This is a genomic window from Dactylosporangium sp. NPDC006015, from assembly GCF_040614215.1.
Taxonomy (GTDB): Bacteria; Actinomycetota; Actinomycetes; order Mycobacteriales; family Micromonosporaceae; genus Dactylosporangium; species Dactylosporangium maewongense.
Genome location: NZ_JBEXUD010000032.1, coordinates 78,459 through 101,902, shown reverse-complemented (window position 1 = coordinate 101,902; position 23,444 = coordinate 78,459). Strand labels below are relative to the sequence as shown.

The 23,444-nt window shown below is 71.2% G+C and carries 15 protein-coding genes and 1 CRISPR repeat array (1 of these 16 only partly in view); of the genes, 7 read left to right on the top strand and 8 right to left on the bottom strand.

Annotated features, from left to right (window positions below; all coding sequences use genetic code 11):
- The first annotated feature begins 165 nt into the window (after nt 1–165).
- Nucleotides 166–1,365 (top strand): hypothetical protein, encoded by a 1,200-nt coding sequence (locus tag ABZ321_RS40045; RefSeq protein WP_354900817.1) that lies wholly within the window; start codon nt 166–168, stop codon nt 1,363–1,365.
- Between the two features lie 28 nt (nt 1,366–1,393).
- Here ABZ321_RS40045 and ABZ321_RS40040 read toward each other — a convergent pair whose 3' ends face one another.
- The 5 genes from ABZ321_RS40040 to ABZ321_RS40020 all read right to left on the bottom strand — a co-directional run bounded on the left by ABZ321_RS40040 (nt 1,394) and on the right by ABZ321_RS40020 (nt 8,924).
- Nucleotides 1,394–3,046, bottom strand: a complete 1,653-nt coding sequence (locus ABZ321_RS40040) for a glycoside hydrolase family 71/99-like protein (RefSeq protein WP_354900815.1) — start codon at nt 3,044–3,046, stop codon at nt 1,394–1,396.
- 210 nt (nt 3,047–3,256) lie between these two features.
- Nucleotides 3,257–5,794 (bottom strand): glycoside hydrolase family 2 TIM barrel-domain containing protein, encoded by a 2,538-nt coding sequence (locus tag ABZ321_RS40035; protein ID WP_354900814.1) that lies wholly within the window; start codon nt 5,792–5,794, stop codon nt 3,257–3,259.
- The gene (locus tag ABZ321_RS40030) at nt 5,791–6,627 is read right to left on the bottom strand and encodes a carbohydrate ABC transporter permease (RefSeq protein ID WP_354900812.1); all 837 of its coding nucleotides are present in this window, start codon (nt 6,625–6,627) and stop codon (nt 5,791–5,793) included. Before ABZ321_RS40030 ends, ABZ321_RS40035 begins: the two co-directional genes overlap by 4 nt.
- Nucleotides 6,624–7,574, bottom strand: coding sequence for a sugar ABC transporter permease (locus ABZ321_RS40025; RefSeq protein WP_354900810.1), 951 nt, complete (start codon nt 7,572–7,574; stop codon nt 6,624–6,626). The genes ABZ321_RS40030 and ABZ321_RS40025 overlap by 4 nt, the downstream gene beginning before the upstream one ends.
- A 66-nt stretch (nt 7,575–7,640) precedes the next feature.
- On the bottom strand, nt 7,641–8,924 hold the full coding sequence (locus tag ABZ321_RS40020) for an extracellular solute-binding protein (RefSeq protein WP_344500225.1): 1,284 nt from the start codon (nt 8,922–8,924) through the stop codon (nt 7,641–7,643).
- A 368-nt stretch (nt 8,925–9,292) separates the two neighbouring features.
- On the opposite strand from ABZ321_RS40020, the gene ABZ321_RS40015 reads away from it, so the two are divergent.
- Nucleotides 9,293–10,201, top strand: a complete 909-nt coding sequence (locus ABZ321_RS40015; protein ID WP_354900807.1) for an alpha/beta hydrolase — start codon at nt 9,293–9,295, stop codon at nt 10,199–10,201.
- A 124-nt stretch (nt 10,202–10,325) separates the two neighbouring features.
- Here the strand turns inward: ABZ321_RS40015 and ABZ321_RS40010 are convergent, their stop codons facing one another.
- Nucleotides 10,326–11,189: a substrate-binding domain-containing protein gene (locus ABZ321_RS40010; RefSeq protein WP_354900805.1), complete on the bottom strand. Its 864-nt coding sequence runs from the start codon at nt 11,187–11,189 to the stop codon at nt 10,326–10,328.
- Nucleotides 11,190–11,277: 88 nt separating this feature from the next.
- Between ABZ321_RS40010 and ABZ321_RS40005 the strand changes: the two genes are divergently transcribed.
- The 4 genes from ABZ321_RS40005 (at nt 11,278) to ABZ321_RS39990 (ending at nt 18,906) form a co-directional block, all read left to right on the top strand.
- Nucleotides 11,278–12,516: an ROK family transcriptional regulator gene (locus ABZ321_RS40005; protein WP_354900803.1), complete on the top strand. Its 1,239-nt coding sequence runs from the start codon at nt 11,278–11,280 to the stop codon at nt 12,514–12,516.
- Between the two features lie 266 nt (nt 12,517–12,782).
- Nucleotides 12,783–15,281: a discoidin domain-containing protein gene (locus ABZ321_RS40000; RefSeq protein WP_354900801.1), complete on the top strand. Its 2,499-nt coding sequence runs from the start codon at nt 12,783–12,785 to the stop codon at nt 15,279–15,281.
- Nucleotides 15,278–15,634, top strand: coding sequence for a hypothetical protein (locus ABZ321_RS39995; RefSeq protein ID WP_354900799.1), 357 nt, complete (start codon nt 15,278–15,280; stop codon nt 15,632–15,634). Before ABZ321_RS40000 ends, ABZ321_RS39995 begins: the two co-directional genes overlap by 4 nt.
- Nucleotides 15,631–18,906 carry a discoidin domain-containing protein gene (locus tag ABZ321_RS39990; protein ID WP_354900797.1) on the top strand — a complete coding sequence of 1,092 codons (3,276 nt, stop codon included), beginning with the start codon at nt 15,631–15,633 and terminating at the stop codon, nt 18,904–18,906. Before ABZ321_RS39995 ends, ABZ321_RS39990 begins: the two co-directional genes overlap by 4 nt.
- 45 nt (nt 18,907–18,951) lie before the next feature.
- Here the strand turns inward: ABZ321_RS39990 and ABZ321_RS39985 are convergent, their stop codons facing one another.
- Nucleotides 18,952–19,317 carry an ester cyclase gene (locus tag ABZ321_RS39985; RefSeq protein ID WP_354900795.1) on the bottom strand — a complete coding sequence of 122 codons (366 nt, stop codon included), beginning with the start codon at nt 19,315–19,317 and terminating at the stop codon, nt 18,952–18,954.
- A gap of 99 nt (nt 19,318–19,416) precedes the next feature.
- Between ABZ321_RS39985 and ABZ321_RS39980 the strand changes: the two genes are divergently transcribed.
- Nucleotides 19,417–20,037 (top strand): TetR/AcrR family transcriptional regulator, encoded by a 621-nt coding sequence (locus tag ABZ321_RS39980; RefSeq protein ID WP_354900793.1) that lies wholly within the window; start codon nt 19,417–19,419, stop codon nt 20,035–20,037.
- A gap of 52 nt (nt 20,038–20,089) precedes the next feature.
- On the opposite strand, the gene ABZ321_RS39975 is transcribed toward ABZ321_RS39980, so the two are convergent.
- Entirely contained in the window at nt 20,090–20,473 is a 384-nt protein-coding gene (locus ABZ321_RS39975) for a hypothetical protein (RefSeq protein ID WP_354900791.1), read from the bottom strand.
- 642 nt (nt 20,474–21,115) lie between these two features.
- Nucleotides 21,116–23,444: a CRISPR direct-repeat array (repeat unit 28 nt; unit sequence GGACCACCCCCGCGTGCGCGGGGAGCAC); it runs 517 nt beyond the window's last position.

The following is a 23,444-nucleotide window of genomic DNA, read 5'->3' as shown; positions in this document are numbered from 1 at the left end:
GCGTTTCCACATCGGCCGCTCCCACCTGCCCGGACTGCCCGCATACGGGTGCGAAGATCGACGATGTCGTTTGTGGCAGAACGACCCCGCCGCGCGGTCCTGAGCGTTTGGCCGGGCGCCGTACACTCGCGGCGGTCACGCACCGGACCAGACGGGGGATCGACGATGACAGTGCGCGTGCCGGACCTGCCGCCGCCGCACGACCTGTGGGCCGAGCCGGCCCTGCTGTCCGCCCTGGCCGCCGGCCGGGCGCCCAGCATCATGCCGGGCTACGCCGTCACCGCCGACGGGCTGCGGATGCGCGACGTCGGCAACGGCTGGTGGGCGCTGCTGCCCGTGGCCGGCGGCCGGGCGGTGCTCTTCGGGCTCGACCTGGACAACAGTGAGATCGAGATGTGCCGGGAGCCCGTCGACCTGCTCGCGGGCGGTCCGGCGTGGCTGCCGTGGTCCTTCCTCCAGGCGTTGCTCGCGGGCGAGGTGGTCGGCTTCGTGTACTGGTGGGACGGCACCGCGTGGAGCCGGGCCCGGTACCCGGCGGACCTGCGCGAGGACGGCTGCCGGATCCTGCTCGAGGAGGCCTCCACGGCGCTCGCCGGGGCGGTCGAGCAGCTCACCGACGACGCCACCGACCGGCAGCGGCTGCTGGACCGCCTGCGCGACGCGGCCCGGGACCGCACCGCCGACCTGGCCCTGTTCGCCGCGGTGGAGCACGCCCGTACATCGGCGTACGAACCGGCGATCGACCCGGCCACCGCCCTCGCGGCGGCGACCCGGGCCGGGCTGACACCGGGCAGCAGCTGGCCCGAACACCCCGCCGGCGACGGTGAACCGGCCGGGCGCACGGTGCCGTTCAGCGGCCCCGACCAGCAGGCCGCCCTCGTCGAGCGGGTCATGCGCGACGCGCCGGAGCAGCCACGGCCGGCGACCGCCGACGGCGGCGCGCTGCGGGACCTCGCGGCACACCTGCGCGCCGAGGGCACCGCCGTCCTGACCGTGCAGTGGGGCCCGCGGCACCGCACGGCGTTCAGCGCCGAGTCCGGCCAGCAGGTCACCGGCGCGCTCACCGACCTCGTGACGGCGCTCCACGAGGCCGACGCCGACCCCGGCTCGGGGCGCTGGCTCTACCTGCGCGTCGACGTCACCGGACCCGACGCGACGGTGCGACGGGCCTACGACCACGCCCCCGGCTGGTGGCGGGCACCGCACCCCACCGCCGGCCTGCCGCTGCTCCGCGAGGAGACGGCCGCCCGCACCGAGCGGTGGCGTCCACAGTGGACCGCGCTGCTCGACGCGTCCCTGGCCAGGACGGGCGTGCCACCGCACCTCTGCCGTCCCGCCCCGACGCCCGCGGCCGGGGCCCTGTAGCCGGGCACCGGCCGCATGACGGGGCCCGTTACGCGGGCACCTGGTCGAACTGCTCCCAGGCGCCGATCGCGGTGCGGTTGGCGATCAGCGCCGCGGCGCCCGCGTTCTCCGCGCAGACATAGCGGTTGTTCACCGTCGCGAGCAGGCTCACCGTGCCGTTGCCGTTGCGGATCAGCCGGAACGTCTCCCACGGGCCGGCCGCCGTACGGTTCGCGATCAGCGCCGCGGCACCCGCGTTCTCGGCGCAGACGAGCCTGCCGTTGACCTGGGCGCGCAGCGCGACGTTCCCGCCGCCGAGGTCGACGAGCTCGAACCGCTCCGCGGCGCCGACGGCGGTGGCGGCGGCGAGCAGGGGCGCGGCGCCGTTGTTCTGCGCGGAGACGTACCGGTTGTTCGCCCGGGAGCGCAGCGCGACCGCGGTCGACGGCGGCGGCGTCGACGGGCCGCCGGCGATCGGCTGGGTGGGGCGGGTGGCGGTCAGCGGCGTCTGCCGCTTGAACATCCGGCCGCCGTCGGCGGTGATGCGCAGGTAGTAGTCGGAGGAGCAGGCCACCCCGTCGGCGTCCAGCGCGGGACGGCCGAAGTTCGTCGGCTGCATCGAGGCGTTCTCCGCCGTCTTCGCGATCTGGTTGCCCTCGTTGAACTCGTCGAACATCGACACGTACAGGCCCTGCGCGCCGAGCCGGGTCATGTTGTAGATGTGCCGCCAGTAGAAGTCGCCGTGTGCGCGGGCGCCGGCGGACAGGTCGCCGGGCATGACGCAGGGCTGGTAGTCGATGCCCCGGGCGTTGCAGTCGGCCTGGTCGCCGACGTTGACGTTGTTGTAGTACGAGTCGAGCCCGGCGATGTCGCCGGTGCGGCCGACCATCCACGGCGAGATCATGTTGAAGGCGTGGTACACGTCGAGGAAGCCGGGGCGGGAGTCGTTGACGCCGGTGCGCCACCAGGTCGGCACGCCGCCGATGACGTAGCAGCCCTGGGCCTTGAACCAGTTGACGACGTCCAGGCACGGGCCCGGCGCGAACGGGCGGCCCGAGTCGTTGAAGCCGAAGCCCCAGATGCACACGACCGGCTTGCCGTTCTGCCGCGCGTACGCCGGTGACGCCGTGTACGCCGACATCTTCGTCGTCCAGTCGGTCTTGATCTGCGACTGCATGTCGGTCCAGCTGGTGACGTCGTACATGATGTAGAACTTGCGGCCGTAGGCCTCGGCGGCGCTGCGGACCTTGACGGTCATGGCGTCGCGGATGGGTCCTTCGCCACCGAACGGGTTGAAGCGCTGCAACGCGGCCGTGTCGCAGCCGTAGTCGCGCATCCACTTGAAGTGGGTGTCGACCGTCTGCTGGTCGTAGGACGAGAACAGCGTGGCGGGCTGCCCGTTGCCGAGGTTCGCGTACGCCGTGGCGTACGTCTTCGTGTACTCGCGCATGTCGGGCCACGACACGAGGGTGGTGTTGCTCGGCGACGGCGGCTGGCTGTTGTTCGCGCTGTAGTGCCACCAGGCGTTGATCGGTGACCCGTCGCCGCGGCAGGCGAACCAGCCCTGGTAGCCGACGGAGATCTTGCCGACGACGTCGCCGGGGACGCTGGCCGCGTCGGCGGTGCCGGCGACGTAGGCGGTCGCGCCGAGACCGGCGACGGCCAGCCCGGTGGACAGGACCTGGCGGCGGGACAGGCTCATGGGAGGTTCCTTCCAGAGGGAACGCGGGGAGGAGCGCGCCGACGCACCTGCTGGGACGGGACCTCCCGTGAGGGAGGGGAGGGATCACCGCCGTTGACGACTGTGTCAAGAGCATGGCGAGCTGTCAATGTGTACATCGGATGAATGGCTGCCCAAGACAGTTTTGAACCGCACCAAAGGCAAACGTAAACCGTGCAGACATCGGTGGTGTCAGCGGGCGACCTCACCGAACGACCGCACCACGAGGTCGGGCAGCCGCCCGCCGAACGCGACGGCGCCGCCGTCGCGGCGGGCGACACGGAACGTGTGGCGCTCGCCCGGCAGGAGGGTGACCAGGGCGTCGTCGACGACCAGCTCGTGCGCCGCGACGCCGAGCGGCCCGGCGAGCCGGTCGGCGAACACGCACACGTCCCGCAGCAGCGTCACGGCGGTGACCGTGACGTGCAGCGCGCCGTCCACGACGCGCACGTCGGCGCGGTGCTCGGGGCGGGGCGCGGTCAGCTCCCGCTCGGGCCGGTAGCTCCACGTGGTCCGTACGCCGGCGGCGTCCACGACGAGCAGCTCGGCGTGCGGGTCCGCGGGGCGGCCGACGCCGGCGTCGACGGGCAGGCAGACGAGCCCACCGGCGGGACATCCGGCCCGCAGCCGGGCGCGGGCGTGTTCCGTGCCGTCCAGCCCGATCCGCCGGATGAGGACGTCGGCGTGCCAGGCGGTGCCGGTGTCGTTGACGAGCGCGAGCAGGAGCCCCGCGTCGCCGGTCGGGTCGTGCGTCGGCCCCGGACGCACGGGCTGGACGGTGGCCAGCCGCGGCGCGAACGAGCGGCGCAGCGCGTGCCACAGCGGCTTCTCGATGCCCGCGTGGTCGACCGCGGACCAGCTGATGGCCGGCCAGCAGTCGTTGAGCTGCCACACGACGACACCGCCGCAGCGGTCGCGGGACCGCAGCCACTCGACCCCGGTGGCGACGGCGCGGGCCTGCACGACCTGGGTCGCGAAGTGCCAGTCGGCGCCGTCGGCGGGCGCCGGCACGTGCGGCTGGAGGCCGCGGGTGAGCTTGTGCATGCCGTCGATCGCGCGCAGGTGGTGGCGGGTCAGCGTCGAGCCGGGCCCGGGTTTCTGGCCGTCCACGACGCGTTCGAGGGTGCTCCAGGCGGCCGGTCCGCACCAGCCCATCTCCGCGACGAACGCCGGGTCGTGGTCGCGGTAGTGCGCGTAGTCGGCCTCGTTCCACGGGTGCCACAGGTGGCTCGGGCCGTGCGTGTCGGCGGCCGGGTCGCGGTCGACCGTGCCCGACCACGGGGAGTTCGGCAGGTACGGCCGGGTCGGGTCGAGGCGGGCGAGCACCCGGGGCAGCACGTCGAGGTAGTAGGCGGCGCCCCAGCCGCGGGTGCCGAGCTGGTCGGCCCAGCCCCAGTGGTGCCAGCCGACGACGTTCTCGTTGCCGCCGCACCACAGCACGAGACTGGGGTGCGCCGACATGCGGGCGACGGCCTGCTCGGCTTCGGCGGTGACGAGGCCGAGCATGTCGTCGTCCTCGCAGTAGGCGGCGCACGCGAACAGGAAGTCGTGCCAGACGAGCAGGCCACGTTCGTCGCAGGCGTCCAGGAACTCGTCGGTCGCGAAGTGGCCGCCGCCCCAGACCCGCAGGAGGTTGGCGTTGCCGGCGACGGCCTGCTCGATGCGGGCGGTCACGCGCTGCGGCGTGGCACGTCCGGCGAACGTGTCGTCGGGGATCCAGTTGTACCCGCGGACGCGGACCCGGTGGCCGTTGACGACGATCGCCCAGCGGGTGCCGAGCGCGTCCGGGGACTCGTCGACGGTCACGGTGCGCAGGCCGACGCGGGTGGCCGCGGTGTCCAGCACGGAGCCGGCGTGTTCGAGCCGCACCTGCACGCCGTACAGCGGCTGCGCGCCGAGCCCGATCGGCCACCACAGCTCGGGGTCCTCGACGGGCACGGTGAGCGCCACCTCGTCCCCGGTCAAGGTGCCGGTCGCGGCTCCGGCGGGGCGTCCGGCAGGATCCGTCAGCTCGACCCGCACCAGCGCACCTTCCGGCGCGTCACACCGGACGTGCGCGGTGACGTGCGCGGTGTCAGGGGCCGGCTCCAGCGTCACGAGCGGCCTGACGTGTTCGATCCGGCCGGTGTACGACTCCAGGCGGATGCCGCGCCAGATGCCGGCGGTGACGTGGTGCGGACCCCAGTCCCAGCCGAAGTTCGCCGCGGCCTTGCGCACATGCGCGTACGGCTCGTCGTACGGGCTGGGCAGCGGCCCGTGCGCGCGTTCGTGCGCGAGCGCGGCGTCCCACGCGGAGGCGAAGCGCACCTCGAGGAGGTTGTCGCCGGGCCGCAGCGCGTCGTCGACGGCCCACCGGTAGGTCAGGTGCTGGTCGCGGGCCGCGCCGACGTGCCGGCCGTTGACGTAGACCTCGGCGATCGTGTCCAGGCCGTCGGCGACGAGGTTGGTGCGGGCGCCGGGGGTGGGCGCCCACTGGACGCGGCGGCGGTACGTCCAGCGGGAGCGCCCGACCCACTCCTGCGCGAGCTCGCCCCAGCCGACGTCGGGATCGTCCAGGAGCCCGGCCGCGAGCAGCGCGGTGTGCACCTCACCGGGCACCTGCGCGGCGATCCGCGCCGCCCGCACGGACTCCGGGACGGTGTCGGGGCCCGCCTCCCAGGTCAGCTCCCAGGTGCCGCCGAGGTCGAGACGGCTGGCAGCGGCGGTCGTCGCTTGCGTGGTGAGTGTCATCCCTTTACTGCCCCTGCGGTGAGTGCTTCCTGCATGCGACGGCTGGCGAGTGCGTAGGTGATGTAGACCGGCAGCAGGGTGAGCACGGTGCCCGCGGTGAGCACTCCGACGTTGGTGGCGTCGGAGATGAGGGTGGGCAGTGCCACCTGGACCGTCCGTACGTTCGGGGCGGTGCCGGTGACGGTGAGCGAGAACAGGTATTCGTTCCAGAACGTGAGCAGCTGCAGGATCGTGACGCTGACGATGCCCGGCATGGCGATGGGGATGAACACGCTGGTCAGCAGCCGCCGGTGACCGGCGCCGTCGAGCGCGGCGGACTCCACGAGGGCCGGCGGCACGGTCCGCATGAACTGGGTCAGCAGCAGCACCGACAGCGGCAGGGCGCTGGCCGGCAGGAACAGCATCTGGAACTCTCGGGTGTAGAACAGCCCCAGCTTGATCGCCAGGATGACGGTGGGGATCAGCGCGGCGAACGGTGGGATGAGGAAGCCCGCGGAGAACGCGCCGGTGATCCACCGGGAGAGCCTGTTGTCCTGGCGGGCCAGGGCGTACGCCGCGGGCACCGCCAGCGTCAGGGTCAGCGCGATCGCGACGACCGAGATGAGCAGCGAGTTGAACAGCGCCTGCCCCAGGCCGGCGGTGCGCCAGGCGGTGGCGAAGTTCCCCCACAGCCACCGCGACGGCAACGCGAACGGCTGCGTGAAGATCTCGACGTTCGTCTTCAGTGCGCTCACCGCGAGGTAGTACAGCGGCGCGGCGAGCAGCAGCGCGTACAGCCAGGACAGCACGGTCGCGGTGCGGCCCGCCGTGCGTCGGGTCGTGCGGGGGTTCATCGAGGGTTCTCCCGTGGGCTGCGCAGCAGGACGTGGATCAGGGCCATCCCGGCGATGCCGAGGAGCAGGAGCACGACCCCGACCACCTGGCTGTAGCCGAGGTCCCGCTGCGCGAACGCCTTCGCGTAGACCAGGTACGACAGGGTGGTGGAGGAGGTGCCCGGCCCGCCCTTGGTGAGCAGGAGGATCAGGGCGGCGGAGGTGAACAGCGTCCAGAGGTACTGCAGCATCGTGAGCGTGCGGACGTAGTCCTTGACCATCGGGAACGCGATCTGCCACATCGTGCGGAACCGTCCCGCGCCGTCGATGCGCGCGGCCTCCAGGACGTCGGCCGGCAGGCTCGCCAGCCGGGCGGCGAACAGCACGGCCGTCCAGCCGATGCCGCGCCACAGGTCGATGACGATGAGGCTGGCCAGGGCGGTGTCGGGGTCGGCGAGCCACGCGGTGGCCCACGTGTCCAGACCCACGCCGCGCAGCAGGCCGTTGACGCCGCCGTCGGGGGACAGCACGCCGTAGAAGACCATGCCGGTGATGGAGATGGAGATGAGGCCGGGGGAGAAGTACAGCACCGAGAGCACCCGGTAGCCGCGCGGTTTGGTGTTGAGGTGGTAGCCGAGCATGAACGACAGCGGGATCATCAGCGGGATCACGACGGCGACCTGGACGGCGCTGTTGCGCACCGCGGCGTAGAACGCCGGGTCGGCGAGGACCTTGCCGATGTTCTCCGTGCCGGCGTAGGTGGGCTCGTACAGCAGTCCCTTCCACCGCAGCGTCGCGATGACGAACATCGCGGCGAGCGGGCCCACGGCGAAGACGGCGAACCAGAGCAGGGACGGGACCGTCAGCCAGAGGATGCGGGGCGAGTGCAGGCCGCCGCCGCGTCGCCGGCCGGCCGGGGCGGCCGGTGGCCGCGCGCGGGTGCGGACCAGGGTGCTGGTGGATGACATCATGCGTTCCTTCGTCGCTGCGGGTGGGGGCGGCGGTGCGCGCCGTCCCCGCCCGGCTTGCGGGGGTCAGCCCTTGGTGGCCGTGTCGAGTCCGGCGCAGATCTGCTGCGGCGTCGACTTGCCGTAGGCGCCGGTCAGGACCTGGATGATGCGGTCGGACGCGGAGCCGATCCAGACGTCGGGCAGCACCGCGTAGTCCACCGTGGCGTCCAGGCCCAGTGACTGCGTCAGCAGCGGGTTGGTGGCGTAGGCGGCGAAGTCGCCGGTGGTCGGGGGCAGGATGCCGGAGTCCTTGACGAAGTCGCCCACGGACGCGTCGGCGTAGAACCTGGTGATGAACTTGCGCAGGTTGTCGATCCGGCCGGGCTCAGCGCCCCGCTTCGTGATCATGAACCCGACACCGGTGAAGCCGCGGTACGCCGTCGGCTTCTTGAACGTGGCGCCGCTGGGCACCGGGAACCCGCCGAGGGTCGTGCGCTTGTCGATGCCGGTGCCGGCGGCCGTCGACTCGGTGTAGGCCCACGAGCCGGCCGGCATGATCGCGGCCTTGCCGGAGTAGTACGCCGCGTACATGCCGTCGGCGATGAGCCCGGCGGCGTTGTCGACGAACACGCCGGCGTCGCGCAGCTGCGTGAACAGCTTGATGCCGTCCAGGACCGACGGTGTCGCGCAGTAGCCGCCCTGCTGCATGACCTTCTGCATCGTCGCGGCGTCGGTGTAGGACTGCGCGACCTGGTAGAAGAACTTCTGGCCGGTCCAGTCGTTGCCGCCGACGGCGAGCGGCGCGACACCCTTGGCGCGCAGCTTCGCGGCGGCGGCGATGAGCTCGTCCGTGGTGGCCGGGATCTTGTCGACGCCGGCCTGCTTCAGCAACTCGGTGTTGTACCACAGCGGCCAGCTGAACCCGGAGAACGGCAGCCCCTGCAGCTTCCCGCCGGCGCGCCACTCGTCCAGCGCCGCGGGCTTGATCTTGTCGGCGAGACCCCAGTCCTTGACGTACTGGTCGACCGGCACGGTGACGCCGGCGTCGAGCCAGCCGAGCGTCTTGTCGAACAGGTTGACGATGACCACGTCGGGCGACTTGCCCGCGGCCACCGCGTTCTCGACCTGGTCGTCGATGGTTTCGAGGCCTTCGGTGACGTTCACCTTGATGCCGGTCTCGGCGGTGAACGCCTGGAACACGCGGTTCTGTGCGGCGGCGGCGGAGTTGCCGGCCGACCAGCGGGTGACGACGTCGATGGAGTCCGGGGCGGCGGCGTCGTCGCCGCAGGCCGCGAGGGCAGGGGTGAGGGCGAGGGCGACGAGTGCGGCCACGGCGCGCACGGCCCGCGGCCTGGTGCGGTGGTCCATAAGGGCTTCCTTTACGCGTCTCTGGGCAGGGGAAGGCGGCAGCGCGTCGACGTGACGACCGGCGCTGCTCGCCGCGTGGGAAGGGGTGTCCCGGGCTGTGCTCGACACAGCGTCGCCGACGTCCCGGGCGAAGTCAATAACAAAGATTTTTAATCTATGAACTTGCGACGCGGGATCGAACGTGGCGGAGCAGCCGGCGGCAGGGGTGGTGACCGATGGTCATGATGCGGCGAAGTCGGCCGAGGAGATCGACGGCGCAGGAGGCGTCTCAGTGGCCTCGCCCGCAAGTTCATTATCTCATGAACGTAAATTTCGACTACAACCGGTAGTTGGTTCTGGTGAGTTGGGTGACCGCTACGGTGCCCGGCATGCTTACTGGTGACGAGAAGTTCGTTCGCTCCCGGCAGCTACGGCTGTGGACTCAGCGTTTCGGCCGCCCTGCCGATCCCACCGTTCTCCTGGTCATGGGCACCTCGACGCAGGGCATCGGCTGGCCCGAAGAGCTGGTGGAAGCGCTCGTGAACAGCGGCCGGCAGGTGATCCGGTTCGATCACCGCGACACCGGCCGGTCCGATTCCGTCGACTTCGCAACGCATCCGTACGCGCTCGCCGACATGGCAGCTGACACGGCCGCCGTCCTGGACGGTTACGGCGTCCCGGCCGCGCACATCGTCGGAACCTCGCTGGGCGCGGCGATCGGACAATGGCTTGCCGTGCACCAGGCGGCCCTGGTCCACACGCTGACCACGATGGCGTCGTCTCCGATGGGCAACAACCCCGGACCTGCGTGGGCCCGGGCGATGGCGGGCCGACCGGCTACGGCCGGCGAGCTGCCGCCCCCGACCGCACGGTTCCTCGACCACCTGATGGCCTCGGTGAAGGCGCCCCGAACGACACCGCAGCAACGCATGGACGCCGACGTGCAGACCTGGCGGGTGCTCAACGGCGATGTCCTGCCCTTCGACGAGCCTGCCGCGCGCCGGTTCGTCGAACACTGCCATGCCCGGGCCGGCAACATCGCTGCCGCCTCGAATCACGATCTCGCCGGACGGCGCTGGGACGACGACCAGCGGGCCTCCTTGTCGGCCATCACCGCACCGGCCCTGGTCCTGCACGGCAGCGATGACCCGCTGTTGCCCCAGGCTCACGGCGAGGCGCTCGCGGCACAGATCCCGGCGGCGCGCCTGGAGATCGTGCCGGGCATGGGTCACCACCCGTTCTTCTCGCCGGGCCTCACCGAGCGGATCGCCGACTCGATCATCCGCCACACAACCTGATCTCAGGTCGCCCACTCCGGGCCACAGCCGGGCATGATCCACCCATGCCCGGCCATGGCCCCGAGTGGGCCGGCGTGGGTACGGGCGGTGCGGTGAGAGCCAGTACGGGCGGTGCGGTGGCAGGTCAGCGGCTGGACTGGCGGACGGTCAGGCGCGCCGGTGCCACGGTGACGGTGCGCGGCGGCGCCCCCGACAGGGCGTCGGCCAGGACTGATCCGACGAGCTCACCCAGCTCCTGCACGTCGTGACTGACCGCACTCAGCGACGGCACCGCCAGCTGGCACAGCGCCGAGTCGTCCCACGCGACGAGGGACAGCTCGGCCGGCACCGCCAGGCCGAGGCGGGCCGCCTCGTGCAGGGCGCCGAGCGCCATGACGTCGTTGTCGAAGACCAGCGCGGTCGGCCGCTCGTCGAGCGCCGCGAGGGCGGTGACGGCGCGGACGCCGGCCGCCTCGGAGTAGTCGCCGTCGAACGACGTCGTGCGGACGCCGTGCTCCGCCGCGACGGTCTCGAACGTGCGGCGCCGGATGATCGTGTGCGCCATCTGCGCCGGGCCGCCGACGTGGCCGAGGTGCGTGTGGCCGGCCGCGACCAGCTCGCCGACGACGTCGCGCATGGCCACCTCGTCCTGCGTCCACACCGTCGGCAGCCCGTCGGCCGTGACCGGGTCGCCGATGACGACGCACGGCAGCCCCAGCCCCTTGACCAGCGCCACCCGCTCGTCACCGGGCAGCAGGTCGATCAGGATGACGCCCTGCACCTGCCCGTACCGGGCCCAGGCCCGCATCCGCTCCACCGCCTGCGGCACCGTGGCCACGACCTGCAGCAGCACCGGCACGCCCTGCAGGACCAGCACCCGCTCGATGCCGGCGATGAACTCGTGGAAGAACGGCTCGGCGCCCAGCACCTCCGCGTCGCGCACGAGGGCGAGGCCGACCGGCGTGTCCAGCCGCGGCCCGGACGCGGATGCGGTGGGTACCGCGGGCATGCGCTCCTCCTCGCCGACGCAGTGGTCTAGCCTCGTCCCCGTAATGTAGTCGTGCGACAGCGTACGGCGAGACGAGAGGCGGTTCAGCGTGGCGCGACGGGAGTCTGCGGCCGCGGGCCCCGGTAGCCGTGCGCTCATCGTGGACCTGATCCGCTCCTCCGGGCCGATCAGCCGGGTCGAGCTGGTCAACGCGACCGGCCTGACCCAGCCGACCATCTCCAACATCGTGCGCCGACTCATCGACGACGGCGTCGTGCGGGAGACCGGCGACACCGTCGCGACCCGCGGCAAGCCGCGCGCCATGCTGGTCATCAACTCGCGCGCCGCCTACGGGGTGGGCATCCACGTCGGCGCGGACACGCTGACGTGCGTGGTGACCGACACCCGCGGCGGCACCGTCGGCCGGCAGCTCGTCGCCGCCCCCGCGGACGGCCGGCCCGAGAGCGTCGCGGCCCGGCTAGCCACCCTGTACCACGAGGTCACCCACGGTCTGGGCCTGCCGCCGCAGAGCGTGGCCGGGATGGCCGTCGTCGGGCCGGGCCCGGTCGACGTGACGCGGGGCCGGTTCCTCGCGCTGCCGGGCCGGGAGGGCTCGGTGACGCGAGGAGCCGGGCTCGACCTCACCCACGCCCTCACCGGCCGGCTCGGCGTGCCGGTCCTCGTCGACAGCGACGCCGCGGCGGCCACCGTCGGGGAGTTCTGGGGGCGGCAGGTCTCGCGGGAGCGCACCTTCGGCTGCCTGTACATGAACTCCGGCATCGGCTCCGGCGTGGTGCTGGACGGCGCCCTGCACCGCGGCGCGAGCTCCAACGCGGGCAAGCTCGGCCACGTCCCGATCGTCCGCGACGGCGAGCCGTGCCACTGCGGCAGCCGCGGATGCCTGGAGCAGTACGCCGCGCCGCGCGTGCTCGTCGCCCGGGCCCGCGCCGTCCGGGGGCTGACCCGCCGCCTGCGCATCCGCACGGAGGACGACGACGCGCGGGCCTTCGACGTGCTCGCCCGCGCCGCCATCTACGGCGACGAGCAGGCGCGCGCGCTGCTGGACGAGTCCGCGGCGATGCTCGCCGAGGGCGCCGTGCTGCTGGCGAACATGTGGGACATCGACACGCTCGTGCTCGCCGGGCCCGGCTTCGCCGTAGCCGGTTCGATCTACGTCACCGAGATCCGCCGCCGGCTGGCGGAGCGGGCCTTCGCCCGCGACGTGCACGACGTGCGGGTCGACCTGTCGAGCAACCCGCGCGACTCCGCCGCGATCGGCGGCGCGGCCCTGGTCCTGCAGGGTTCGGTCGCGCCCGGCCACGGCCCCGAGCTCGCAGCTCGGGTCTAGCGCCGCCCGCCGGGCCCGGGTACCGTGCACGGATCAACGACCGCCAGGTTGACGTCCCGCATCAGCACGCATAGATTATTAATCTAACTTAGTAGGGCACTCTGGGTCATCGGCGGCCCGAGACGCCTCGCTGCCCGGCCGCATCCGCCACGGCCGGGCGCCCGTTCGCAACCGCCAACCGCCTGAGTCCTCGCCAGGCGGCACCGCCACGCGCCCTGCGAACGGCGATCACGTCGCACGAATCCGCCTTCGTGAAGGACCCCCACATGAAGTACCCCCGCATCAATCACCTCAAAGCGCTCGGCGCCGCCGGCACCGCCCTCGCGCTCGTCTGGATCGCGGTGCCCTCGATCGCGGCGCAGACCGCGGTCCAAGCGGTGCGCGCCATCCACGTCGCCAAGAACGGCAACGACGCCAACGCCGGCACCGCCGCCGCGCCCTACCTGACCATCAACCGCGCCGCACAGGACGCGCAGCCCGGCGACACCGTCTACGTGCACGCCGGGCTGTACCGCGAGACGGTCAAGCCGGCCCGCGGCGGCACCGGCGACACGAACCGCATCACCTACACCAGGGCCGGCGACGGCGACGTGGTGATCAAGGGCTCCGAGGAGGTCAACACCTGGACCCGCGGCACCGGCAACGTCTGGAGCGTCACGCTGCCCAACACGTTCTTCGGCGCCTACAACCCCTACGCGACCGGACACCCGCAGGGCGGGGGAGGCGGCGTGTTCCCCGGCTACAACGCCGGCGACGTCTACCTCGACGAGCAGGCGTACCTGGAGAAGCCGGCGCTGAGCGACGTCCAGGCCGCGGCCGGCACCTGGTACTCGCAGGTGGGCGCGTCGAGCACGACGATCTCGGCGAACTTCGGCGGCGCCGACCCCAACGCCAGGCTGGGCGAGATCAACGTCCGCCGGCAGGTCTTCGCGCCGGACGCGTGGGGCCTCGGCTACATCACCGTCGACGGGTTCACGGTGAAACACGCGGCCAACACGTACTCCGACTTCCCGGACAGCCCGACGCGGCGCCAGGCCGGCGCCATCAGCGTCAACGGCGGCCTGCGGTGGATCATCCAGAACAACGTCGTGCTCAACGCCCGCACCATCGGCATCGACATCGGCCTCGGCAACGACGAATGGGCGGGCAACCGGCCCGGCACGACCCGCACCAACTTCCGCGACACGAGCAAGTACGGCTCGCACGTCGTGCGCAACAACTACATCGGCAGGTCCGGGCAGTCCGGCATCGCCGGCGTCTTCTCCTGGAACTCCGACATCCTCTACAACATGATCGAGGACACCAACTACCGCAACGAGTTCAGCGGCGCGGAGACGGCCCCGATCAAGGTGCACTACATGAACGAGGGCCTCATCAAGGGCAACTACATCAAGAACTCCCGCGGCGGCAACTCCGCCGGCATCTGGACCGACTGGGGCAACCAGAACGTCCGCGTCACCGGCAACATCGTCATGAACAGCCCGTGGGGCTACTACGCCGAGGCCGTGCACGGCCCGATCCTGGTCGACAACAACGTCTTCATCGGCAACAGCGACATCCGCACGCTGGACGCCACCGGCATCGTCTTCGCCAACAACCTGTTCATCGACAATGGGCGCTTCGCCATCGACGGCGGCGGCCGCGACGCCTACTACTTCCAGCCCGGCACGATGAACGAGTCGACGGCGCTCACCTCGCCGCAGAAGGACTTCTGGTTCAACAACCTCGTCCAGGGCTCGACACTGCCGGACAACGCGACCGGCAAGACACACGTCAAGGAAGGCAACTTCACCGGCGTCGTGTCCAACGTGCAGTACACCGCCACCAACACGGCGATGCAGCTGAGCTTCACCCTCAACGCCACCGGCATCAGCGGCCTGACCCCGGTGACGAAGGCCCGCGTCGGCACCATCCCGCGCGCCAACGAGAGCATCGCCGCCGACGTGACCACCGACTTCTTCGGCGCCGCGGTCAACACCGGCAACGTCATGGCCGGCCCGTTCGCCGCCGCGAAGAACGGCGCGAACACCTTCACGCTGTGGCCGCCGGCCGGGCAGAGCGTGCCGAAGCCGCCGGCGTACCCGGCGGGACCCGTGAACCTCGCCCGCAACTCCGGCGCCCGTGCCACGGCGTCCTATCAGGACGGTGCGTTGACGGCGGCGAACGCGATCGACGGCAACGGTGCGACGCGGTGGTCCAGTGACCACAGCAACGACAACAATGCCTGGATCACGGTGGATCTGGGTGCGGCGTACCCGGTGACGACGGCGGTGCTGTCGTGGGAGGCGGCGTACGCGAAGGCGTACAAGGTGCAGGTGTCCGACAACGGTGCACAGTGGACCGACGTGTACTCCACGACCACCGGCGACGGCGGCTCGGACACGGTGACGGTCGGCCGGACCACCAGGTATGTGCGGATGCAAGGCGTCACGCCGAACACGCAGTGGGGCTACTCGCTGTGGGAGTTCGAGGTGTACGGCGGAGCCAGCGCCCCTCCCGGTGGCCCGACGTTCTACGCCGCCGCCGACTACAGCGGCGCGTCGGCGACCCTCGGCGTGGGCAGCTACGACCTGCCGCAGCTGCAGGCGGCCGGGATCGCCAACGACACGATCTCCTCGATCCGGGTGCCGGCCGGCTACTCGGTCACCGCCTACGCCGACGCGGGCTTCGCCGGCACCGCGTGGACGTTCACCGCCGACACCCCGAACCTCGTGCCGACCGGCAACAACGACGCCATCTCCTCGCTGCGCGTCACCACCCGATGAACCGGCTCGCCGGCGCCGTCCTGGCCGTCCCGGTCGTCGTCGCGGCAGCGGTGTGGCTGTGGCCGGACCACGATCCCGCCGGACCGACGTTCTACACCGCCACCGGCTACGGCGGCACCGCGGCCACCCGCGGTCCCGGCAGCTACGACCTGCCGCGGCTGCCCGCGGCCGGCATCGGCAACGACGCCGTCTCCTCGATCCGGGTGCCGGCCGGCTACACGGTCACCGCCTACGCCGAGGCCGGCTTCACCGGCGCCGCATGGACCTTCACCGCCGACACCCCCGACCTCGCCCGCACGGGCAGCAACGACGCCATCTCCTCGCTGCGCATCGCCCGGAAAGGAACCCCGTGAGACCGATCTCGAAACGCGGCAGACTGCTCGGCGGCGCCCTCGCCGCACTCATCCTCGTCACCGCCGCTGTGCGGCTGCCGTCGGCCGCGGCCGACACCCCCGTCAACCTCGCCCGCGACCCCGCCGCCCGCGCCACGGCGTCCTATCAGGACGGTGCGTTGACGGCGGCGAACGCGATCGACGGCAACGGTGCGACGCGGTGGTCCAGTGACCACAGCAACGACAACAACGCCTGGATCACCGTGGATCTCGGTGCGGCGTACCCGGTGACGACGGCGGTGCTGTCGTGGGAGGCGGCGTACGCCAAGGCGTACAAGGTGCAGGTCTCCGACAACGGTGCACAGTGGACGGACGTGTACTCCACGACCACCGGCGACGGCGGCTCGGACACCGTGACGATCGGCCGCACCACCAGGTATGTGCGGATGCAAGGCGTCACGCCGAACACGCAGTGGGGCTACTCGCTGTGGGAGTTCGAGGTGTACGGCACCGGCCCGACCGGCGGCGGCACCGGCACGGCGACCGTCGCGCCGTCGAACACCTACCCGCAGACCTACGGCGACTGGGCCAACGGGCTGCTCGCCGGCAACGGCAAGCAGGGCATCATCGTCTTCGGCAACCCGCGCAACGAGACCGTCGTCTTCAACGACAAGCGGTTCTTCATGGCCCGCTCCGAGGCCCGGCCGCACCGTACCTTCAACACCGTCAGCGCCGACAACATCAACCGGATCCGGGACCTTTCCATCGCCGGGCAGTACCAGCAGGCGAACCAGCTCGCCGCCGACGTCCAGGGGTACCAGGGCGGCGGCGAGGGCAGCAAACACCCCGGCTTCAAGATGACCATGCAGATGCCCGACGCCGGCACCGTGCGCAACTACGTGCGCTCGACCGACTACGCCTCAGGCGTCGTGTCGGTGAAGTGGACCGACGACAAGGGCAGCTGGCAACGCGACTCGTTCGTGTCCAGGACCGACGGCGTCACCGTGCAGCAGCTGCCGGCGCCGAGCGGGCAGCGGCTGAACGTGACGCTCGGCCTGTCGATCGACCCGGGCATGAACCTGACCAACAAGGGCGTCACCGTCACCAACGCCTCCAACACGAACTTCCTCAACCTGCGCGTGAAGTACCCCAACGGCACCTACAACGCCGGATACGAGGGCGTCACCCGCATCGTCACCGACGGCACGAAGATCATGTCCGGCACCAACGTGGCCGTCACCAACGCCACCTACGTCACGCTGCTGTCGCTCACCCAGCGGTACAACGGCACCTACAACGGCGGCGTCACCGCCGAGACCGAATGGAACCGGCAGCTGCTGCAGTCGAGGCTGTCAGCGATCACCGACTCCTACCAGGCGCTGCTGAACCGGCACACGAGCAAGCACCGGGAGATCTTCGGCCGGGTGTCGCTCGACCTCGGCGCGAGCGCGGCCGACCGCGCCAAGCCCACCGAGCAGCTGCTCGCCGAGCAGAAGGCATCCGGCAACCCGGTCCCGGCGCTGTACGAGCGGATGTTCTACGCCGGCCGCTACCACCTGCTGGCCTCCAGCAACGAGACGGCGGCACCGGACCTGCTGGGCAACTGGACCGGCGACAGCAACGTCGGCTGGGACGGCTACTACCACCTCGACGCGAACCTCAACCTGCAGATCTCCGGCGGCAACGTCGGCAACATGCCCGAGGCCATGGCCGGGTACTTCTACCTCAACCAGCAGTGGCAGAACGACTTCCGCACCAACGCCCGCAAACTGCTGGGCACCCGGGGCATGCTCACCGGCGGCAACACCCCCAACGAGGAAGGGCTCATCTCCAACATCAACTTCGACTACCCGTACCAGTACGTCACCGGCGGCGAATCCTGGCTCCTGCAACCGTTCTGGGAGTACTACCAGGTCACCGGCGACACGACGTTCCTCGCCGACAAGTACTACCCGCTGATCCGCGACATGGGCGACTTCTACGAGGACTTCCTCGTCAAGAAGGACGCCAACGGCCGGTACATCCTCGCCGGATCGATCTCACCGGAGAACCGGCCGGCCGGTGGCGTGCCCCTGGCGAACAACTCGGTGTACGACATCTCCGGCGCCCGCTTCGCCCTGTCGACGCTCATCCAGACGAGCCGGACCCTCGGCCGCGACGCCGACAAGATCCCGGTCTGGCAGGAGAAGCTCGACCACCTGCCGCCGTACCTCATCAACAACGACGGCGCGCTGGCCGAATGGGCGTGGCCCGGCCTGGCCAACCAGAACCAGTACCAGCACCGGCACTCCAGCGGCCTGATGCCCGTCTGGCCGTACCGCGAGATCACCCCGGAGACGAACCTCGCACAGTACAACGCGGCCAAGGTGTTCCTGCAGAAGAAGGACACCGGCAGCTACGAGAACGCCGGCCACGGCCTCCTGCACGGCGCGCTGATCGCCGCCGACCTCAACAACGCCGACTCCGTCAATGCCAAGCTGCTGCGGTTCGCCAAGGACGACTACTACTACAGCAGCATGGCCACGTCGCACTACAACAACCACAGCGTGTTCGCCACCGACGTCGTCAACTCCGTGCCCACCATCATGATGGAGATGCTCGCCGCGACCCGGCCGGGCACCCTGGAGCTGCTGCCGGCCCTGCCCAAGAGCCTGAAGAAGGGCGCCGTTGCCGGCATGCTCGGCAAGGGACAGTTCGAAATCGACAACCTCGTCTGGGACACCGACGCCCGCAAGGTCCAGGTGACCCTGACCTCGAGCATCGACCAGAACCTGACCCTGATCCAGCGCTCCGGCATCACGGCCGTCACCGGCGGCACGGTCCAGAGCTCGCCGCTCGGCGGCATCGCCCGCGTCGTGCCGCTGCAGAAGGGCCGGACCGTCACGCTCGACCTGACCCTCAGCGCTGCGGCCACCAACCTCGCCGAGGGCAAGCCCGCCACGGCGTCGTCGGAGTCCAACGCGCAACAGGCCGCCGCCAAGGCCTTCGACGGCGACCAGTCCTCCCGCTGGGCCGCCAGCGAGGCCGTGGACAACTGGCTGCGGGTCGACCTCGGCACCACGTACAACCTGCGCGAGGTCGTCCTGCGCTGGGAGGCCTCCTACGCCAGGTCCTACCGGCTGCAGGCCTCCACCGACGGCACCACCTGGCGCGACGCCTACGTCCAGGCCAACTCACCCGGCGGCACGGAGCGGCTGGCGGTGACCGGCCCGGCCAGATACGTCCGCATGCTGGGCACCGCCAAGTCCGGGCAGTGGGGCTACTCGCTGTACGAGATGGAGGTGTACGCCTGATCTCCCGGCCCGCACGGGAGGGGTGTCGGCGCCCCTCCCGCTCGGTCAGCGCACGCGAGGATCCGGGCCTTCGGTGATCCCCCAGGTCTCCGCGAGCCGGCCGTCTTCGATACGGAAGATCTCGATCAGCGTCGGCTGCGCGGCGCCGTCCGGGGTCGTGATCCCCTGGACGGACGAGCGGATGGCGACCTTGTCGCCGTCCACCAGCACGTCCTCGGCGACGACGCGCATGTCAGGGAACTGTGTCACGACCTGACGCCAGACGTTCTTGCCCGCCTCGAAGCCGATGGTGCCGAGCGCATGGCTGTAATAGTCCGGGGTGAACAGGCCCTCTGCCTCGTCGAACTGCCGTGTGTTGAAGCACTCCTGCATCCGCAGGACCAGTGCGCTGGCATCGTCGCGCGTGTTCATCGCATGGTCTCCCTCGTGGTTGGCTTCTTGTAAGCGGTGCGCCGCCCCGTTTATTGTCGCCAGCATACGGTGCGCCGCCCCGGTTAAGCTAGGCGTGCCATGAACAGCCAACCGCCCAAACGGGCCTCAGCGGAGTCGCCGGCCGCTCCCAGCGGTGACCGGACGCTGCGAGCCGACGCGCGTCGCAATCGCGAGCAGGTCCTGCGCACGGCGCAGCGGCTGTTCGCGACGGAAGGCCTCGGCGTCTCGCTCGACGAGATCGCCCGCCGCGCGGGCGTCGGCCCCGGCACCGTCCACCGGCACTTTCCCAGCAAAGAGGCGTTGTACCTCGCCGTCGCGACCGACGAGTTCGAACAACTCGTGGCGGAGGCGGAGGAACTCGCAACCACCGACGACCCCGCGGCCCTGTTCACGCAGCTGTCCCGGATGATCGCCACGGGCGCCGAGAACGTCACCGTCAAGAGCGCACTCGAAGCCGCCGAGCTCGACCTGCGCACCGCCGCCCCGAAGGTCGCGGCAGACCTCACCCGCCATGTCGCAGACCTGCTCGACCGCGCCCACGCCGCCGGTGCCGTGCGCCCGGACGTCACGGTCGACGACGTGATGGCGCTCGTCGCCGGCGCCTTCAGTGCGATCCGTCACGCCGGCGCCGAGACCAGCCCCGAACGCTCGGCACACATCGCCCAGATCATCCTCGACGGGCTACGCCCGCAATCGTGATCGCGCCGGGCGGGCCGCCACGGTGCTCGACGCCCCGCCCGCCGGGATTCGGTTACATGCCGGGCACGGTCTTGTGGTTGACGTAGGCAACAACGGACACCGACGTTCCGTCCTCATGCAGCAGGTACGACGAGGACAACTCAGCCGGCTCGCCCCCGGTGATGCTAGGCGCGGACCAGTCGGTGCGGACTAGCAGGTAGTGCTCGTCGAGGCGCTGCTGTTCGGTGCGGGTGAGCTGAGCGGGCCCGTAGCCGGCGGCGGCGAACATCTGGGCCCTGCGAGGAAGTATCGCGAGGAAGTCCGCCCGGGAAACCGGCCGGGCGCCACCCGCGTCGGCGAACAGGAACGGGTCCGCGAACAGCTCCACACTGCCCGCACCGCCGAGCGCGGCCAGGAACGCGTGGACGTTCGGTTCGACATTGGCAGAAGTCGCCATGTGTGTCCTTTCGAAGGCGTGCACCCACCGTAGACACAAAGGCACTTAATCATACCATAGTCGGACATAAATCTCCAGTACCAGGCGGCCGAGTTCCGGATCACCGTTTCGGCCATCGCCGAAGCCACCCCGCGCTGCCAACACCGTACGGGCATAGCCGACGGAAACGTCAGCGCAGCGCGGCCCGGTCCGATGCGCGACGCCGCGGCCGGCGCACATTCCGACGTCGGCGTCAGAGCCACTGTCGACCGTTGTCGACCAGGCCCTCGACTGCGTCTCTGCGACTGGCCGGCGGAGGCAGCGTTCCGCATTGCGCCCCGGTGCAAAGCACGGTGTCGAGCCGGGCCGGGAATCGTTTCCGGGTGCGCGGGGAGCGCAAGAACGTGCCGATCCTGGACGGTCTCGGGACCACTCCGCGTGCGCAGGGGCGTGGCGGCGCGATCCGTGAGTCCATTACGAACTGAGGGACCCCGCATGCGCGGGGATGCTGGTTGTGCGTCTCGACGTACAGGCCATTGTCAGGACCGCCCCCTGCGTGCGCGGGGAACACCCAATGTGCCTGATCAGCAGATCGAGCGGCAGGAACTCCCGCGTGCGCGGGGAACACGGGCTGCGTCAGTTCTCTCCCGACGTCGCCGACGGGACCACTCCCCGCAGGCGCAGGGAGCACTCGCGGCTGAGTTCGTGGACGCCGTACTTCATGGGACTACCGCCGCGTGCGCGGCGAGCACTGCATCGTCGAGGGCAGCTTCGGCTGTCAACGGTCAGGACGAACAGACCACCCCGCGTGCGCGGGGAGCACACTTCCTCACGGCATCCATCGCCGACGTGGGCAGGACCACGCCCCGCGTGCGCGGGGAGCACGCCCGGATCGTGTTCCGGGCGCTGATCCGCGCGGGACCACCCCCGCGTGCGCGGGGAGCACTCGTTCAACCAGCTTGGCGTCGGCGGCCGGGTCGGACCACCCCCGCGTGCGCGGGGAGCACTACTCCACCACGCTCGCGGTGATGGGTGGCGCGGGACCACCCCCGCGTGCGCGGGGAGCCACGGATCCTTACGTTTCGCTGCACGGGCCCGCGGCGGACCACCCCCGCGTGCGCGGGGAGCACCTGGGAGAACAACGCCGTGCGGGCGCTGGAACGCGGACCACCCCGCGTGCGCGGGGAGCACCGGGCCATTGCGGTCGACGAAGTGCTGGGCCAGGGACCACCCCCGCGTGCGCGGGGAGCACTTGCCGTGCTCCTTGACGGCGGCGTTGTACTCCGGACCACCCCCGCGTGCGCGGGGAGCACTCGGGCAGCGGAAGGTGCATGAGCACCCGCCGGGGACGACCCCCGCGTGCGCGGGGAGCACGTGTCCGCGACGATCTGGCTGTGCGTCGCCGGGGGACCACCCCCGCGTGCGCGGGGAGCACGGACGTCTCGGGTCGTCGGGGATCGCCGCGGTGGGACCACCCCCGCGTGCGCGGGGAGCACCACTTGCTTTGCTCTGGCCGCTCTCCACCGCGCGGACCACCCCCGCGTGCGCGGGGAGCACGCGGAGATCGTCGACGGTGTCGGCGGCAAGCGGGGACCACCCCCGCGTGTGCGGGGGAGCACTTCGCCGGCGGCGTCTCACAGGTCGCCGGCGCCGGACCACCCCCGCGTGCGCGGGGAGCACACGATCTCCGGCCTTGACGCGACCCGCAACCAGGGACCACCCCCGCGTGCGCGGGGAGCACGAATGCGACATCTGCGGCGCGGCCATGGACGACGGACCACCCCCGCGTGCGCGAGGAGCACTGCGGAGATGACCGCGACGCAACTCCGCTGGACGGACCACCCCCGCGTGCGCGGGGAGCACACCGACCCCTCGTCCACGACACCGACAGAGACGGGACCACCCCGCGTGCGCGGGGAGCACCCGGATCTTCGTCCGGATCTCCTCGGCAAGCTGGGACCACCCCCGCGTGCGCGGGGAGCACTTGAGCGCGGTGAGCGCGACGTCGAGCAGCTCCGGACCACCCCCGCGTGCGCGGGGAGCACCAGTTCGCCGCGCTCATGGATGCCGAGACGTGGGGACCACCCCCGCGTGCGCGGGGAGCACCGCGTGCTAGCGGCCTTGAGCGAGGCGCGAGCCGGACCACCCCCGCGTGCGCGGGGAGCACGGAACCGCAATCCTGGCGAATTTCCTCGTGGAAGGACCACCCCCGCGTGCGCGGGGAGCACTCACTGGTGAAGCGCTGCATGTTGTTCCGTTCCGGACCACCCCCGCGTGCGCGGGGAGTACCCCACTTGCCGGCCCCCGGCCACTGACGCTTCTGGACCACCCCCGCGTGCGCGGGGAGCACGTGAACGCGTTCACCAGGTCCGGCCCCTGGCTCGGACCACCCCCGCGTGCGCGGGGAGCACACGGCGGAGTACCCCAACGGCGACCGCTTCACGGGACCACCCCCGCGTGCGCGGGGAGCACCCGAACTCCAGCGGCGTCGCCATCCAGTGGTACGGACCACCCCCGCGTGCGCGGGGAGCACCTCGACTCAACGACCGGCAACCACGAGGTCGAGGGACCACCCCCGCGTGCGCGGGGAGCACAAGGCGGGTGAGCCGGCGCTTCCGTGGCGCGGAGGACCACCCCCGCGTGCGCGGGGAGCACCAGCGGCCCGACATGTACGTGGATCAGAAGGAGGGACCACCCCCGCGTGCGCGGGGAGCACATCAACTCCGGCATTCAGAACATCAGCCAGCAGGGACCACCCCCGCGTGCGCGGGGAGCACGTCGGTGAGACCGACTTCCCGGACCCGTTCACCGGACCACCCCCGCGTGCGCGGGGAGCACGTCCCTCGCGTGTAGACAGTCCAGGGAGACCAGGGACCACCCCCGCGTGCGCGGGGAGCACGGCGGCTACGCCTACTACCTCGGGCAGCGGTTCGGACCACCCCCGCGTGCGCGGGGAGCACGCCGAGCCGGTGGGCGCGGACCTGGATGACCC